The following is a 14865-nucleotide window of genomic DNA, read 5'->3' on the forward strand; positions in this document are numbered from 1 at the left end:
CGGGTGGTGGCGCTCTGGCTGAGTACGACGGCGTCGGCGACCTGCTTCATCTGCAGGTGACCGCCCTCGCCGTCGTGCTGGCGGCTGAGCACGTCCAGCAGCGAGTACTCGCGCACACTCAGCCCGTGCCGGGCCTGCAGGGCGCGTTCGATGCGGGACTCGATCTTCCCGTGCAGCAGGGAGAGCGCGTACCAGCCCTGAGCGAGGGCGGTGAGCGCCGGGTCCGTGGCCGTCATGTGGTCGGGAACCTCCGTGTCCGTGCAGCTGGAGCCCAGGATAGGGCATCGCCGAAATTGCCGCTGTTCGCACATATGCGGCGTACGCAAGAAGGTGCGCGGGCCCGCGCCCGACACCCCCCACGCCGCCGAACTGTGCCGCCGCCTGGGCGAGTTGCCCGCCGGATCCGAGGGCGGCCGCCTTCGGCCCCTGCGGCCCGCCCGCTTCGCCGGCCGGCAGTGACCTCGCAGCCCCGGGCGCGGCCCACATCCGTGTCCCTGCCTCGACACGACCGGGAGGTAAGGACACATGGCACGGCGGTCCACGGTCACGAGCGTGCAGATCGCGCGGGAGGCGGGCGTCGCCCAGTCGACGGTCTCGCGGGTGCTGAACGGCGGGAGCGCCGCGCCCGAGACCAGGCGCCGGGCCCTGGAAGTGGTCGCCAGTGATCGGCGAGGTGGCCGGCCAGTTCGCGCAGCGTGCGCAGCCTGATCAAGTTGCGTGGCCGCGTACCACCGGCGGTCGGTGACCGGTGACCGGGCCGACACGGGGGGATCAGTGGCCCGAGCCCGTCACACAGGCGCAGTGCCTTGGGCGGCAGAAGTGGACCTCAGGATACCGACGCACTGGTCGGTCGTCGGCCTTGGATATACAGGGCTCCCCGGCCGCGTGACTCAGGAACTAATCCGACACATATAGTGATAAGTATGGCGATGGGGCCTCCCGTGCTCGTATCGACTCCGCCCTCTCCATGGGAAGTGCGGCGAGATGTCGACATGGCGGCGTCCCTGCGTCGGCTGTTTGAACGACTGCATCCAGCGACAGCCGCTGTGTACCTTCTTACCGACGACACCGGCGCCCTCGCCGCCTCCATGGTCCTCGACACCGCCCTGGGTTTCACTGTGGCTCCGGGAATGCCGGTCGAGGATTTCGACTGGGCTGGGGCGGCAGCCCAGCAGACGGGGGAGATCGTCGTCCGGGACAGCGTATCGACGCGCTGGGCCATCGAGAGCAACCCGGCGGTTGTCCAGTACCTGCCGTATCCCGTACTCACGGTGGCCGCGCCGCTGCGGACGGCCCGCAAGCGGTTCGGCGTGCTCGTCCTGCGCTGGGCACCCCCTCGGGATCCCGACAGCGCGATGCTGGGCTGCGTCCGGAACGTCGCAGAGCAGTTGTCCACCGATCTGGAACGCTCGGCGGAGCAGGGTGCGTCCATGGTCGCCCCTCCGGTCCCCTGGTTCGTTCCGGTTTCAACGGACGGCGCCGGCCCCGTCTCGCAAGGCGCCTCGGCCACAGCACCGCCCATCCGGCCGACAGGGCCCAGCGGGAGTTCCTCCTTCCTCTACCAATTCCAGCGGGTGGCCACCGAGTTGACCGCAGGCGTGCGGGCCCAGGACATCGTCGCCACCACACATGCCGAGGTGGTGCGGCCGTTCGGCGGGGCCGGGGTGACGTTGTACCTGATCGAGCAAGGACGGCTGCGGGTCGCCGGCTCGGCCGGGTCTGCCAAGTCGGCTCTGAAGGCGGTGGACTACCTGCCGCTCACGCCTGGCGCGCCTGAGGCGGACGCGGTGATCAACAACCAGTCGATGATGCTGAGTGCGGCGCAGTTGCGCGCCGGCTATCCGGGGCTGAACCGCTACCACGAAGGGGCCGCCTGGCTGTTCCTTCCCCTCATCGCCGATCGCCAGGTGGTTGGATGCTCCGTTGTCAGGTACGACCATCTCCAGCGGTTGCGGGACGACGAACTCGCGGCACTGATGATCATGTTCGGGCAGGTCGGGCAGTCACTGCAGCGGGTTCGCTCGCACGAGTGGGCGGCCTCCATCGCCCGGACCATGCAGCAGGGGCTGTTGCCAGGCAGCTTTCCACACCTGAAGGAGATCGTTGCCACCGCGCGCTACCTTCCGGCCACCCAGGGCGCCGAAGTGGGCGGCGACTGGTACGACGTGATCAGTCTGCCCGGGGGAGGGGTCGGACTGCTCATCGGGGACGTCGAGGGACACAGCCTGGAAGCCGCCGGGATCATGGCTCAACTGCGCAGCGGCGCCCGTGCGTACGCCACGGAGGGGCACGACCCGGCCGCTGTGCTGGCACGCAGCAACCGGTTGCTGGCGGGTCTGGACACCAGGCTCTTCGCCACCTGCTGCTGTATGTGGCTGGACCTGGACACCGGTGAGGCCACCATCGCCAGCGCCGGCCATCCCACGCCTGTCATCAGCGACCCGAGCGGTCGGGTCAGCACGCCGGTACTCTCCGCGGGCCCGCCGCTCGGCATTTGCCCGGAGACCGTCTACACCCAGGTCGATGCCGTGCTCGCACCGGGATCACTGATCGCTCTGTACACCGATGGCCTGCTCGACCTCACTCACCAGTCTCTCGAAACCGCCCTCGGCACGCTCCGGCAACGACTGGCCGACCAACGGGACCTGGACCTGGAAGTACTGGCCGACCGCCTGGTCTCCGATGACGGACCGCACACGGCGCGCGACGACGACCTGGCGCTGTTGCTGGTCCGGTACGAGGGCGCCGGCGAGAGCGCCGCGGAGCGGGTCGCACGGGTGTCCATCCAACGCAACGGCCTGCACGAAGTACGCCGGCTGCGGCACTTCCTGACCGACCTGATGAATACGTGGATGCTCAACGTCGACATCGACGCGTTGGAGCTCCTGGTGTCCGAGGTGGTGACCAACTCCTTGGTACACGCTCAGAGCGAGGTCGATGTGAGGCTCCGCAACTACCCGGACCACCTGCGTGTCGAGGTGCGGGACACCAATCCGCACCCGCCCGTCATGGCCGCCATCGTGGGCGCCGACCAGGCGGTGAACGACGAGGCGGAGTCCGGGCGCGGCCTGCTGATCGTCAACGCCCTTGCCGCAGCTTGGGGTACGTCCCCCGCGGGCCGCGGCAAAACCACCTGGTTCGAGCTGGACGTCGGTTCACACGCCGCGACTTCGTGACCGTTCGCCGACCGCACGAGGTCTGTCCGGCCGTTCGGGCCGTCGTGCGGGCCGCTCCGGTCGGCGACCGGTCGGTTGGTGGCTCGGGGGTTCGTAGGGCGCTGGGGCAACAGCGCTAACTCGGCAGGTCCGGCGGGCTTTCGGGGCGGCGGGTCGCCTCGATCGCCTGCGCCAGCCGCATCGAGCGCTTGAGTCCCTCACGGTCGGGCAGGACGCACAGGCCGGTCAGGATCAGTTCCAGCCGGATGAGCAGGTCGGCGAACAGGGACGGGGCGTCGGCGGGCCGGTCCGGCGCAGCCCACCGCCACAGTGCATCGAAGTAGGCCGCGCGGATCAGCTCTCCCGCTGTCTGTGCGCTGATGTCGTCGCGGATCTCACCGGACCGCTGCCCCTCCTCGATGACCCCGGCGAATTGGGTTGCCAGCGTCCGCTCCTCCAGGACGGGGCCGCCCCATTTGACCCAGGCCAGGGTGTAGACCCGGCCGGCTGCCGGCAACCGCTCGTAGGATTCCGCCAGCACCTGCATGATCAGGACCAGGCGTGCGGTCGCGGACTTCTCCGCGAAGGCCCGGTCGTCGAGCGCACGCGTGATCTCTTCGCGGCGGAGGACGCCCCAGGCGAGGACGAAGTCCTCCTTGCGCGGGAAGTGGTTGAAGACCGTCTGGCGGGCGACGGCCGCGGCCCGGGCGATTTCGTCGTATGTCGTCTCCTCGAAGCCCTGCGCGGCGAACAGTTCGGTCGCCGCTCTCAGGAGACGTTCGCGGGTCTCCGTCTTGCGTTGCTGCCGCGGCGCCGTAGCGGTTCTCTCGCCACTCATGGGACTCCCGTTGCTCTCGATCCGATGGCCTGCTGGGCAGTCCTACCCAATGTACTGAAGTCTAATAGTTAGGTCCGTGGTGGAACGTTGCTACACCTCGATTGTTGACATCCTCTGATGTCTGCCGCAGGCTGACGGCCAACAAACTGTACTTCAGTCCACTAATGGTTACCCGGCTGAGCCGCTCTCGGCCGAGCCGACTCAGCGTCGAGCGAATCGAAGGCCAGGATGCGCAGAGGTCGACCCAGGACGCGCAGAGCGCGTTCAACTCCCTGCTGGAGCAGAAGCCGGCCGCGATGCAGCTCACCGGCACGGCGGACACCATGCAGCTTCCGAATGCGGCACGTGCGGCCGTGCACACCATGGGCGGACTCGCGGTTGCCGACTACATGACCGTCCTCCGGACGGCCTGATCCATCCGAGAAAGAGAGCAATTCCATGACATCGCACACCCAGCGCAAGGTCGCCATCGTGACCGGAGGGTCCCGTGGCATCGGCCGGAGCTGCGTGGAACGACTCGCGGAAGACGGGTTCGCCGTCGTCGTGGGCTATGCCACCAACGCGGCCGAGGCCGGCGAAGCCGCCGCCGCGGTCACGGCACGCGGCTCCGAGGCGCTGGCAGTGAGTGCCGACGTGGGCGACGAGACCGCGGTCGCGGGCCTGTTCGACGCAGCCGAAAAGACGTTCGGTGGAGTCGACGTGGTCGTCCACGCGGCCGCACGGATGACGCTGGCACCGCTGGCCGACTTCGACCTCGACGAACTGGACGAGATGCTCCGGATCAACGTCCGCGGCACATATGTCGTGTGCCAGCAGGCCGCGCGGCGGCTGCGCCCCGGTGGCTCACTGGTCAACTTCTCCTCCTCGGTGCTCGGCCGCGCCCTTCCGAACTACACCGGCTACGCCGGGAGCAAGGGTGCGGTGGAGGCACTGACATTCATCCTCGCCCACGAACTGCGCGGGCGTGACATCAACGTCAACGCGGTCGCGCCCGGCCCGACCGGCACGGAGATGTTCCTCGAAGGCAAGACCGACGAACAGATCGAGCTCTTCGCGAAGGCGGCGCCCCTGGAACGGCTGGGCACGCCGTCCGACATCGCCCAGGCGGTCGCCTTCCTCACCAGTGCCGCAGGGCACTGGGTGAACGGACAGACGATCAAGGTCAACGGCGGCCTTCACTGAGCCGCGAGACAAGAGGGACCGGCATGAGTGTGCGGGCCGTACCGATCGGCCAGTTCCTCATCGCCGTGTACGGCGGATACTTCGGCGGAGCCGTAGGCATCCTGATGGTGGCCCTGTGGAACATCGGCCTGGGCCTCGATACCGCAGCCGGCAACCCGATGCGGATCCACCCAACTCGCGGCCGTCTTCCTCACCTCGGGCGCGCTGTTCCTGTTCACCTCGGATGCACTGCGCGCACCCCTGCCTCTGGTCACCCTGCTAGCCGGTGCGACCGCTGGGGGTTTCGTCGGCGCCCAGCTGGCCCGCCGTCTTCCCGCCCGGCTGCTGCGGGGAGCCCTCCTGGCAACGGCCACGGTGACGACCGTCCTGTACTTCCTGCGCGGCTGACCATGCAGGGAAGTCACGCCTGGTCAACTCCATCATCGAGAGCTGAAGGCTGACTGACGTGATCGAAAATGGTGCCGGAACCACGGTCCGGTACACGGATGCGCGCGGGCGAGGCTGGTGATGGCCTACGAGGCGAACTGGCCGACCTCGCCCGTGCGTGTGTTCCGATCGGCGAGCACGAGCTGAACCCCGAGGGCACCAATCGTTCACCGGGCACCGTGCCGGCCGACGCGGCCCGAGTGATCGGAGCTGCGCAACGGTTCTTCGAGGCCGTGGTCGTGTACGAGCGGATGGGCGGTGCCGACTGGCAGGTCGTCGGCAATGTCCTGGGCGTGTCTGCGCGTACCGCGCGGGTGCGCTTCGCGGCGGCCGAGGCCGCCTTCCGGGAACTGCTCTCCCCCGAAAGGGGGTCAGCCGCCGGCGAGGCGGAGGGGTTGCGCGCCTACATGGCCAGAGGCCGCAGGGCGGCCGGGACGACCAGTGCCCCGGTCGCCCTGCCCGTGCTGTCCAGCATCCAGCCCATGCGTTTCGGGGTGCGCAAGTTGATCGCGTTCTCCCGCACCTGGAGCTCGGGCAGGCGCGCCCCGAAGAGCCGCTCGATGTGGAGGATCTCCGCCACGGTGCGGGTCCACACGGTCATCGCGAGATTCGTCTCCCCCGTGGTGGAGACGCACATCCTGAGCTCCGGCAGCGTCGCCAGGGCGGTGACGGCACGATCGTGGCCGGCCGGTTCGACCCGGGCCGTCCAGGTGCTGCTCACCGACCAGCCGGACACCTCCGCGGCCAGCTCGCAGCGGAACGACACCAGGCCCGAGCCGAGCAGGCGGCTGAGCTGGCGGCGTACGGTCGCGGGGTTGCGGCCGGTGGCCCGGGCGAGGTCGGCGGCGGTCGCCCTGCCGTCCTGAGCCAGCGCCTCGATCAGCGGCCATGCATCGAAGGGAAGCGCCCCGGACGCCGCTCTGGACGTGGTCGAGGCGAGCCGCTCGAAGGCCGCCACCTGCACCGGGTCCAGCGCGTCCAGGCGCCAGTGGCTGCCGTGGCGGTGCACGGCCGTCGCCACGTGACTTCGCTGGCGCGCGACACCGGGCAGGCACTCCAGCGCGTCGAAGAGGAACGCCGTCAGGGCGGGCAGGTCGCGGGTGATCACGGTGAGCAGGAGATCCCGGCCCCGTGTCGACTCCTCAACGGTGACGACCCGTGCGTCCTCACACAGCGCCCGCACGACCCCGGGCCGCGTCCCGGGCAGGCAGTCCACCTCGACGAGCGCCAGCGTCACGTCACGGTAGGCGTTGCCGGGCTGCGCGCTCACCCACGCCAGCCCCGCCGACCTCATGCGCTCCCACCGTGCCACCAGCGTCGCCCGGGTGCCACCGAGAATGCGGGCGACGTCCGTCCAACTGGCGCGAGGGGCGATCTGCAGAGCATGCAGGAGCTGCAGATCGCGCTCATCCAGCTCATTGCGATGCACGAAACGACTCTGATTCCTGACTACTGTGCACGATTCGATCGATTCTAGCTCAGGTGTGCGATCGCTACCCACACTACTCACAACGACGACGGGAGGCCCATGACGTGACGATCCAGCAGGAAGCGCAGGCACTGGCGCCCGAGTTGACGGTTCTACGGCACACACTGCACACCCGTCCCGAGATCGGCCTCGACCTCCCGCGCACGCAGGCCGAGGTCGTCCAGGCGCTGAGCGGACTGCCGCTGGACGTCTCGCTCGGCAAGCGTGCCACCTCCGTCACGGCCGTCCTGCGTGGCAGTGCGCCGCAACCCAGCGGGGCGCGGCCGGCCGTGCTGTTGCGCGCAGACATGGATGCTGTACCGGTCCAGGAAGAGACCGGGCTCGCTTACGCCTCCCGGTCCGCAGGCGTGGCGCACGCCTGCGGACACGATCTGCACACGGCGATGCTGATCGGCGCGGCGCGACTGCTCGCGGCCCGGCGCGCGGAACTGCACGGCGACGTGGTGCTCATGTTCCAGCCCGGTGAAGAGGGCTGGGAGGGCGCACGCACCATGATCGAGGAGGGAGTGCTCGACGCCGCCGGGCGGCGGGTCCAGGCCGCTTACGCGCTCCACGTCTTCTCGAACATGGCGCAGGGTTTCTTCACCCGGCCGGGGGCGATGCTCGCCTCGTCGTCGGCGCTGCTGGTCACCGTGCGGGGCGAGGGCGGGCACGCCTCGGAGCCGCACCGGGCCCGGGATCCCATCACTGTCGCGGCGGAGATGGTCCTCGCCCTGCAGACCATGATCACTCGCCGGTTCGACGTGTTCGAGCCGGTGGTGCTGACCGTGGGGAGCCTGCATGCAGGCACCCGGCGCAACGTCGTCCCCGCGACCGCTGTCTTCGAGGCGACGGTGCGTACCCTGTCCGACTCGGTGGCGGAGCAGGTCGGGCAGAGCGCGCTGCGACTGCTGCACGGCATCGCCGACGCCCATGGAACGCGGGTCGATGCGCGGTTCGTCCGCGAACGACCGGTCACCTGGAACGAACCCGGCGAGACGGCGTTCGTCGACGCAACGATCCACGAGGTATTCGGCGAGGACCTGCACCGGCCCTTGGCCCATCCGTTCCTCGGCGCCGAGGACTTCTCCCGCGTGCTCGCCGAGGTACCCGGAGCCATGATCGCGCTGGGTGCGCTGCCCACCGGGGCGGACCCTGCGCACGCCCCGTTCAACCACAGCGGTCGCGCCCTGTTCGACGACGCGGTCCTGCCCCTGGGTGCCGCGCTCTATGCCGAACTCGCGCTCCGGCGCACCCGTGCCGCCCAGCCGCCGTCCCTCGACACCGCGAGGGTGCCGTACCCCAGCCCCACCCCGCCGCCGGAGGCCCGCCCATGAGAGAGCCCGGCCCCCTCGCTGTCACACGACTGCTGCCGAGCCCTCGCCATGACGGTCGCGAGCATTTTCGTCGCGGCCGGTGTGGCAGTCCTGCCCGGCGGGTACGTCGAGATGTTCCCTACGGGGATCGGCAGGGTCGGCCTCGCGGTGCCGTACTCGATGGCCGTTGCCGTATTCGGCGGGACTGCGCCGTGCCTGCAAACCTGGACGGCGAGCATGTCGGGCGTGCCGCTTTCAACGGCTACGTCGTCGTCCTCCTGCTGGTGTCTGTGCTGACCGTCATCGCCTTGCCGGAGACCACGCCGGCCGAACTCGGGTCTGCCGCTGCCGGCACCGACGGAAGAAATGAGGAACATGAGACTGCTCGAAGCGCTCCGTCACGGTATCGAGGCGATCGACCTCGCGCAGCCGTTGGAGACCGGCATGCCGGTCTCACCCACACATCCGGCCTTCCAGTTCGCGCTCCGTCAGCGGCACGACGACGTGGCCCGCGCCGACGGGATCACCGGCTCGCACGAGATGATCGTCCTCGGCGGTCACGTCGGGACGCACATGGACGCTCTGTGCCATGTGGCCGTCGACGGCCACATGTTCGGCGGCGTCCCGGTGGCCGACGCCCTGCACGGCGGACGCTACCGGGTGCACGGAATCGACCAGGTGCCGCCGCTCGTCCGCCGCGGTGTGCTCTACGACGTGCCTGCCGCACGCGGCGTCGACCGGCTCGGATCGGGCGAGCCGGTACGCCTCGATGACCTGCGGGCGCACGGTGCGGCGCAGCCCGAGCGCGGCGATGTCGTGCTGATCCGCACCGGCTGGGCACAGCACTGGAACGACCCGCCCGCCTATCTCGGAGACGAACGCGGAGTCCCAGGCCTCGACACGTCCGCGGCCGCCTGGCTCGCCCAGTGCGGCGTCGCGGCGGTCGGCGCCGACACCATCGCCCTGGAGCACATCCCACCCGGGGCAGGCCCCGCGGCGCTTCCCGTGCACCGCCTGCTGCTCGCTGAGTGCGGCGTCAACCTCATCGAGGTGATGAACCTCGAAGCCCTCGCCGCGCGCGGCGCGGAGGAGTTCCTTTTTGTCGGCGCGCCTCTGAACGTCCGGGGCGCCACCGGGGCGCCCATTCGCCCTCTCGCGCTCATCGGCGCCTGAGGACACGGACACCGGTCTCCTGGTGTGCTGAAGACGCTCCCGCCTCCTCGTGGAACCGCCCACCGTCTCGGACGTCGACGGGCCGAACCGCCCGTCGAGACCGACTCGCCCGGACTTCTGGAACTCCCGTGGCGACGCCCACCGCTGTGTCATCCAGTCAAGGATCGTGCGCAGCCAGGCGCGTCATCGCCGTCGTCACCGCTGCGGGCAACCGCGTCGTGCCCAGGTCTCCCGGTTCGACTGCCTCACGACAGCTCGCGCACCTCGACGACGCATAACTCAAGGGTGATCAGGCGGCAGTGGGTGGGATCTCGGTGCCTGGCTCAGGGCGCAGGCGGAAGCGTCCGCGGTCGCTTCGGACTGTCCCGGCGGTCGGCTGGGGGAAGTGGGTGCCGAGCAGCAGGGTGTCGGTGCCCGCCAAGTGGTTCAGGAGGCGGGTGCGGGTTCGGGTGCGCACCGCCTGCTGGGCGTCGGTGTCGACGCAGCTGGTGAGATGTGGGTGGGACAACTGCACAGGGTGGTGGATGCTGTCGCCGGTGATCAGTGCCGTGCGGTCGGTGCCGCGCACTTCCACGGCCACCTGCCCGGGCGTGTGGCCGGGGGCCGGGACAAGCCGGACCCCGTCGGCCACCTCGTGCCCGTGGTCGGGTACTTCCACGGGGACGTACTGTCCGCTGTCGCGGACGGGGTGCACGGAGTCGCGGAACATCTGGCGGCGGTGAGGGGAAGGGCATCGGCCTGCCCCCTCACCGCCGCTCGCTGCCCCGCTCAAGTCCGGAGGCCGCCGTCGACCGACAGGGCAGTGCCGGTGACGTAGGAGGCGTCCGGCGAGGGCAGCCACACAGCCGCGGCCGCAACCTTCGCGGACTCCGCCAGCCCGCGCAGCGAGGTCACGGCCGCCTGCCGGCCGGCATCTGCGTACCTGCCGAGGCGACGACACCGTCGAACATGGCGGTCTTCGCCAGTGCCGGGCGCAGCGCGTCGACCCGGATGCTGTCCGGACCGTAGCCCACGGCGGCCACCTTGGACAGGCCGACGACGCCGGTTTGGCGGGCGCTGTCCTCGTCCAGGTCGAGTACGGCGACCACGGCCCCGCGCCGGGCGAATTCGAGCGCGTTGGCCCGCCCGATCCCACTGTCGGCGCCGGTGATCAGACCGGCCTTGCCGGTGTAGCTGCTCATGCCAGCGGCTCGTGGTTGACCCAGATCGCCTTGTACGGGTGGCGGCCCTGCCAGCGCTTGATGAGGTCGACCGCCCCGGGCATGGTGAAAGCCGCGTCCAAGGCATCGATGTCGGCCAGGCGCAGTTGCAGGACGGCGCTGGCGACGGCCACCGGAGCGTGGTCGTCGCCCGGGACGCGGATGTGGTGCTGGGCAGCGAACGACTCGACCAGACCGGAACCCATCACGAGTTCCTCGAACTCCTTGAGGTACTGGCGCAACGCGCTCTCAGGAATCGGACTGTCGAACGCTACGATCATCGTGTGGTGAATCATGTCTGCAGTGAACAGGCGATTTTCCCTTGCGTCCAAGATCTGACCGTTCTTATTCCATTCCTGGCAGGAATGGAATAAGCGATAGCCTTGTGCCATGGCTGAGCTGGAGACCCGCGAGCTGGAGTACTTCGTCGCTGTGGCCGAGGAACTGCACTTCGGTCACGCCGCGGCCTGCCTGGGGATTGCGCAGCCGGCCCTGTCCAAAGCTATCCGGCGCTTGGAAGCCCGGCTCGGAGTGAAGCTGCTGGAGCGTTCCAGCAGGCACGTCGCCCTCACGCTCGCCGGCGAAGCACTCCTGCATCATGGCCGGCACGCGCTCAACGCTGTCAGCGCGGCTGCCGAGAAGGCCCGCCGGGCCGGCGATCGACAAGCCCACCTGCGTTTGGTGATCAAACCCGGCAGTGATGCCAACCTCCTGTCCGCCATCCTGGCCGCCTACGCCGGCCGGCCCGACGCCCGCCAGGTGGACATCCTCTTCGGCGGAGCCACCGACCGCGCCGATCACCTGCGCGATGGCCGCGCCGATGTTGCCCTGCTGTACGCGCCGTTCGACGACATGACCGGTCTGGACCATGCAACCCTGACGGTCGAAGGACGTGTAGCGATCCTGCCGCCGGACCACCGGCTCGCTTCTCGCTCGGAGGTCACCCTCGCCGACCTCGCCCAGGAAACACTGCCACGCTGGAAAGGCGTGCGCTGGACCGGAGCGCCCGGGGCCGGGCGGGGGCCCGAGGTCACGGACACGGCCGAAGCCCTGCACATGATCAAGCTGGGACGCACCGTCGCGATCTTGCCTCGCTCGCTGGCTCAGCCGATGCACCCCGACCTCGTCTACCGGCCCGTGACCGACGCCCCCGACAGTGAACTTGTCCTCGCCTGGCTGCGGGACGACCACCGGCGCCTGGTCGCATCCTTTGTCGCTGCCGCTGTAGATGCCTCAAGGACGACCTGAGGGGGCGGGCGATCGGAACCGTCGGCCTTACGCTTGACCGTCACGGTCTTGACGCGGCCTTGTACGGGCCGGTGCTGGTGCACGCGTACGTGTCCGACACCTTGCAGACGTACACGGGTCTGGGCATCGTGCGGGGTGGAGTCCCAGCGGCAGCCGTCACCGTCCTTCGGGGAGTCACGGTGCCGAAGTGCCCGCAACGGCCGTTGTGGCAGGTGGCGGAACCACCCACCGACCTGTGGTCGGGTCGGACATGACCTGCCGGCCACGCCTGGCGGAATGGACCGAGAGCGTGCAGCCGCAGCCCGGCGCCGGCCGCGGTGGCGAGCACGGCGTCAACGCCCTTGACCGACTTGCGGCGGCCCATGGAGTCGGCCCCTGTCAGCGGATAGTTCGCCAGCCGTACGCCACGTTTGTCGTGCCGGTCAACTGGGTTCCGTCCCCGCTGCCGATCCGACCGTCGCCCCGTCGCGGCCCGGCACGTAGCGTGGACGGCGGGCCGGGTTGAGGCGGTAGGCGGGGTCGAACGTCTCCCGCTCGTACGCCTTCGCCGCGGCATAGGCGTCATCTGTCAACTCTCCGTCTCCGGCGAGGAGAGCGCGCACCAGCCCGGTGCCGTACGGGGTGTTGTCGTGGGCGGACAGGATGACGAGTCCGGGCAGCAGGCGGTGGAGCCACTGGATGCGCCGCACTGTGTCGACGAAGACTTCCTGCGCGCCCGTCTGCATCTGCAGAACGTCGTCGACTGCCAGGTGCAGGATGGTGTAGAGAGCGTCACCTGCGAGCAGGGCGTGCCGACCGCCACCGAGGCCTACGAGGGCGCTCGTGCTGCCGGCGCTGTGTCCCGGAGTGGGCAGCAACTGGAACGAGCCGTCACCCAGCAGGTCACAGGAGCTGTCGAAGCCGCCGATGGCTGGTCCGTCGAAGTCGACGGGACGCCACTTACGCACGCCGGCGACAGACTTGGGGAACGCGAGCGGCGCGAGCCCGGCGATCATGGAGTCGCGGGCGTCGTACTCAGCACGGCCGAGGACGACTTCGGCATCGGTGAACAGCGGCAGCGAGCCGATGTGGTCCTCGTGGAAGTGCGTGATCACGACGGTGCGGATGTCCCGGGGCGTTCGGCCGTGCCGGTCGAGCTGTGCCTCGATCCGCTGGTCAGCGGGAAGGTCGTATTCGTCCTCGTCGGTGACGTACTCCATGATCGTGCCGCCGTAGTAGGCGTCGTGTGTGTCGGCCTGGGCGGGGGAGATCCCGGTATCGACGAGGATCGGACCCGCGGTGGGGTGCTCGACGAGGTAGGCGTGGATCGGAACCCAGATGAAGCCGGACGTGGCGGCGGCGAGGTTGAAAACCGAGAAGCCGTCGTGGCCGCCGTAGAACTGACCGTAGGGGACCTTCGTGCGTCCGACACGGAGTGGGAAGACCTTCATGATCCCTCCAGGAACGATGAGTGCCAAAAACGCGGAACTGTTCAGTTCCGCAATGGAACAGGCCTCAGCGTAGCCCTGGGTAACTCGAAACGCTACCGTTCCGTTTCGTGTTTCAGGTAGGATGACGGCCATGGACACCCGACGTCGTCGCGGCAGCCGCGGTCCAGCACTGCAGGAGAATGTCACGACCGCCATCGCCACGGCGGCTTTCGATGAGCTGGCCGGCAACGGCTGGACGCGCCTGTCGATGGACGCGGTGGCCCGTCGTGCGGGGGTCGGCAAAGCCGCTGTCTACCGCCGTTGGCCCTCCAAGGAGGCGATGCTGCTCGACCTCGTCCAGGACCTCGTCATCCGTCATCTGCCTGATGTTCCGGACACCGGCGAACTGCGCGGCGACGTTCGTGCGTTTCTCGAGCTGACGGTCCGGCAGGCCGCTGACCCCCGCGTTCTGCCTATCGGTATCGATCTGCTCGCAGAGTCTCAGCGTAATCCTGCCCTTGCCGCAGCCCTGCGGGAGGCTGTCGCTGTCCCGCGCCGCCGCGCTGCCGAAGAGATCCTGCGCCGTGCCGTCGACCGCGGGGAACTGCAGGCCGGCCTTGACCACAGCCTCGCCACCGACCTGCTGATCTCCCCTCTCTTCTTCCGTCTGGCGATCACCAGCGAGCCCGTCGACGGCCCCTTTCTCGACCGCATGACGAGCGCCCTCGTCGCCGCCGTGGCCGCAGCGGGCCAGTGACCCGGGTTTCAGTCGGTGCCCAGCCGGTCGCGGGGGACCGGCACGTGACGGTGCCGACCTCCGTTATGACCTTGCAGCGAGGCCCTCGCCCGTCTGCCTGAGCTCGCCTGCGGCGGTCTTCTCGGCTGCGAGCGCGGTTCAGCAACTCTGCGGACAGTCCGTCGCCACCGCCGAGGACGACGCCGGCTGGCCGGCCTTCCTGCGCTCGCTGATCGCCCGCGGCCTGTCCGGCGTGTCGTTTCGTCGCTCCTGTGGAGGTCGTGAATGCTGTCGGTTGTCGGACTGCTGGAACGAAAATCCCGCCCAGGGGGATGTCCGAACCTTCAGGGGCACGTGCTCGGTGTTCGCTCAGGACGTTCAGATCGAACTCGAAGGACGGGTCTCGCGCGACACCGATCCGATGCCCGCCGCGACCCCAACGGGCCGACCAGCTCGCGGAACATGACTTCCAGGACCAGCGGCCCCCCGGCGCCTGCCCGCCGCGTGAGCGAGGACTTTATCGGGGATGTGTTGCCCTCTTCAGGGAAGCCCCCCCCGCAGGCGCAGGCGCAGGCGCAGGCGCAGACGCGGCAATCGGCAAAGGGCCGCCGCGTCCGTCTTCGGGGGAAGCCGCGTGCCTCCTGTCGCGTCGGGACCGGCCTGCAGTACCGGAGAGGGACCCGCTACCCTTCTTCATCGACTGGGCCTCGTGGCC

General features: G+C 69.3%; 15 protein-coding genes and 2 pseudogenes. 8 read left to right on the plus strand and 9 right to left on the minus strand.

Translation table 11 applies throughout. The features are described 5' to 3' along the window. A pseudogene (locus ACWDUZ_RS18225) lies at positions 1 to 236 on the minus strand (MarR family transcriptional regulator); the annotation flags it as partial. A 289-nt stretch (positions 237 to 525) separates the two neighbouring features. Here ACWDUZ_RS18225 and ACWDUZ_RS18230 point away from each other — a divergent pair. Next, positions 526 to 708, plus strand: coding sequence for a LacI family DNA-binding transcriptional regulator (locus tag ACWDUZ_RS18230; RefSeq protein ID WP_451632816.1), 183 nt, complete (start codon positions 526 to 528; stop codon positions 706 to 708). A 338-nt stretch (positions 709 to 1046) separates the two neighbouring features. Beyond that, the gene (locus ACWDUZ_RS18235; protein ID WP_451632817.1) at positions 1047 to 3176 is read left to right on the plus strand and encodes an ATP-binding SpoIIE family protein phosphatase; all 2130 of its coding nucleotides are present in this window, start codon (positions 1047 to 1049) and stop codon (positions 3174 to 3176) included. A gap of 115 nt (positions 3177 to 3291) precedes the next feature. Here the strand turns inward: ACWDUZ_RS18235 and ACWDUZ_RS18240 are convergent, their stop codons facing one another. After that, positions 3292 to 3993 carry a TetR/AcrR family transcriptional regulator gene (locus ACWDUZ_RS18240; protein ID WP_451632818.1) on the minus strand — a complete coding sequence of 234 codons (702 nt, stop codon included), beginning with the start codon at positions 3991 to 3993 and terminating at the stop codon, positions 3292 to 3294. 164 nt (positions 3994 to 4157) lie between these two features. Between ACWDUZ_RS18240 and ACWDUZ_RS18245 the strand changes: the two genes are divergently transcribed. Together ACWDUZ_RS18245 and ACWDUZ_RS18250 are read left to right on the plus strand one after the other, a co-directional pair. Further along, positions 4158 to 4406, plus strand: a complete 249-nt coding sequence (locus ACWDUZ_RS18245; protein WP_451632819.1) for a hypothetical protein — start codon at positions 4158 to 4160, stop codon at positions 4404 to 4406. Positions 4407 to 4431: 25 nt separating this feature from the next. After that, a complete protein-coding gene (locus ACWDUZ_RS18250; protein ID WP_451632820.1) occupies positions 4432 to 5175 on the plus strand; it encodes an SDR family oxidoreductase in 744 nt (247 codons plus the stop codon). Positions 5176 to 6004: 829 nt separating this feature from the next. Here ACWDUZ_RS18250 and ACWDUZ_RS18255 read toward each other — a convergent pair. Further along, positions 6005 to 7030 (minus strand): Lrp/AsnC family transcriptional regulator, encoded by a 1026-nt coding sequence (locus tag ACWDUZ_RS18255; protein WP_413951050.1) that lies wholly within the window; start codon positions 7028 to 7030, stop codon positions 6005 to 6007. A 104-nt stretch (positions 7031 to 7134) separates the two neighbouring features. Here ACWDUZ_RS18255 and ACWDUZ_RS18260 point away from each other — a divergent pair, with 104 nt between their 5' ends. Together ACWDUZ_RS18260 and ACWDUZ_RS18265 are read left to right on the plus strand one after the other, a co-directional pair. Then, the gene (locus tag ACWDUZ_RS18260) at positions 7135 to 8406 is read left to right on the plus strand and encodes a M20 metallopeptidase family protein (RefSeq protein ID WP_451632821.1); all 1272 of its coding nucleotides are present in this window, start codon (positions 7135 to 7137) and stop codon (positions 8404 to 8406) included. Positions 8407 to 8760: 354 nt separating this feature from the next. Next, entirely contained in the window at positions 8761 to 9558 is a 798-nt protein-coding gene (locus ACWDUZ_RS18265; RefSeq protein ID WP_451632822.1) for a cyclase family protein, read from the plus strand. 289 nt (positions 9559 to 9847) lie between these two features. On the opposite strand, the gene ACWDUZ_RS18270 is transcribed toward ACWDUZ_RS18265, so the two are convergent. The 4 genes from ACWDUZ_RS18270 to ACWDUZ_RS18285 are packed head-to-tail and all read right to left on the minus strand — an operon-like array spanning position 9848 to position 11053. Then, positions 9848 to 10267 (minus strand): hypothetical protein, encoded by a 420-nt coding sequence (locus tag ACWDUZ_RS18270; protein ID WP_451632823.1) that lies wholly within the window; start codon positions 10265 to 10267, stop codon positions 9848 to 9850. 59 nt (positions 10268 to 10326) lie between these two features. After that, positions 10327 to 10452, minus strand: a complete 126-nt coding sequence (locus ACWDUZ_RS18275) for an SDR family oxidoreductase (protein ID WP_451632824.1) — start codon at positions 10450 to 10452, stop codon at positions 10327 to 10329. Then, positions 10449 to 10739 carry an SDR family NAD(P)-dependent oxidoreductase gene (locus ACWDUZ_RS18280; protein ID WP_413951046.1) on the minus strand — a complete coding sequence of 97 codons (291 nt, stop codon included), beginning with the start codon at positions 10737 to 10739 and terminating at the stop codon, positions 10449 to 10451. The genes ACWDUZ_RS18275 and ACWDUZ_RS18280 overlap by 4 nt, the downstream gene beginning before the upstream one ends. Beyond that, a complete protein-coding gene (locus ACWDUZ_RS18285) occupies positions 10736 to 11053 on the minus strand; it encodes a hypothetical protein (RefSeq protein ID WP_451632825.1) in 318 nt (105 codons plus the stop codon). The genes ACWDUZ_RS18280 and ACWDUZ_RS18285 overlap by 4 nt, the downstream gene beginning before the upstream one ends. 94 nt (positions 11054 to 11147) lie before the next feature. On the opposite strand from ACWDUZ_RS18285, the gene ACWDUZ_RS18290 reads away from it, so the two are divergent. Continuing rightward, positions 11148 to 12005 carry a LysR family transcriptional regulator gene (locus ACWDUZ_RS18290; RefSeq protein ID WP_413951044.1) on the plus strand — a complete coding sequence of 286 codons (858 nt, stop codon included), beginning with the start codon at positions 11148 to 11150 and terminating at the stop codon, positions 12003 to 12005. Between the two features lie 26 nt (positions 12006 to 12031). Here the strand turns inward: ACWDUZ_RS18290 and ACWDUZ_RS18295 are convergent. Both ACWDUZ_RS18295 and ACWDUZ_RS18300 read right to left on the minus strand, forming a co-directional pair. After that, positions 12032 to 12181, minus strand: a pseudogene (locus tag ACWDUZ_RS18295) (RNA-guided endonuclease TnpB family protein); the annotation flags it as partial. Positions 12182 to 12427: 246 nt separating this feature from the next. After that, positions 12428 to 13435: an N-acyl homoserine lactonase family protein gene (locus ACWDUZ_RS18300; RefSeq protein WP_413951043.1), complete on the minus strand. Its 1008-nt coding sequence runs from the start codon at positions 13433 to 13435 to the stop codon at positions 12428 to 12430. A gap of 130 nt (positions 13436 to 13565) precedes the next feature. Here ACWDUZ_RS18300 and ACWDUZ_RS18305 point away from each other — a divergent pair, with 130 nt between their 5' ends. Continuing rightward, positions 13566 to 14171: a TetR/AcrR family transcriptional regulator gene (locus ACWDUZ_RS18305; protein WP_451632826.1), complete on the plus strand. Its 606-nt coding sequence runs from the start codon at positions 13566 to 13568 to the stop codon at positions 14169 to 14171. Positions 14172 to 14865: the final 694 nt, after the last annotated feature.

It is taken from the genome of Streptomyces sp. NPDC003393, assembly GCF_053589015.1.

Bases quoted from the DNA above. Each gene is read 5' to 3' on its own strand.
- ACWDUZ_RS18280 (WP_413951046.1), bottom strand. From the start codon at position 10,739: ATGAGCAGCTACACCGGCAAGGCCGGTCTGATCACCGGCGCCGACAGT.
- ACWDUZ_RS18305 (WP_451632826.1), top strand. From the start codon at position 13,566: ATGGACACCCGACGTCGTCGCGGCAGCCGCGGTCCAGCACTGCAGGAG.
- ACWDUZ_RS18245 (WP_451632819.1), top strand. From the start codon at position 4,158: ATGGTTACCCGGCTGAGCCGCTCTCGGCCGAGCCGACTCAGCGTCGAG.
- ACWDUZ_RS18300 (WP_413951043.1), bottom strand. From the start codon at position 13,435: ATGAAGGTCTTCCCACTCCGTGTCGGACGCACGAAGGTCCCCTACGGT.
- ACWDUZ_RS18290 (WP_413951044.1), top strand. From the start codon at position 11,148: ATGGCTGAGCTGGAGACCCGCGAGCTGGAGTACTTCGTCGCTGTGGCC.
- ACWDUZ_RS18240 (WP_451632818.1), bottom strand. From the start codon at position 3,993: ATGAGTGGCGAGAGAACCGCTACGGCGCCGCGGCAGCAACGCAAGACG.
- ACWDUZ_RS18265 (WP_451632822.1), top strand. From the start codon at position 8,761: ATGAGACTGCTCGAAGCGCTCCGTCACGGTATCGAGGCGATCGACCTC.
- ACWDUZ_RS18250 (WP_451632820.1), top strand. From the start codon at position 4,432: ATGACATCGCACACCCAGCGCAAGGTCGCCATCGTGACCGGAGGGTCC.
- ACWDUZ_RS18285 (WP_451632825.1), bottom strand. From the start codon at position 11,053: ATGATTCACCACACGATGATCGTAGCGTTCGACAGTCCGATTCCTGAG.
- ACWDUZ_RS18270 (WP_451632823.1), bottom strand. From the start codon at position 10,267: ATGTTCCGCGACTCCGTGCACCCCGTCCGCGACAGCGGACAGTACGTC.
- ACWDUZ_RS18230 (WP_451632816.1), top strand. From the start codon at position 526: ATGGCACGGCGGTCCACGGTCACGAGCGTGCAGATCGCGCGGGAGGCG.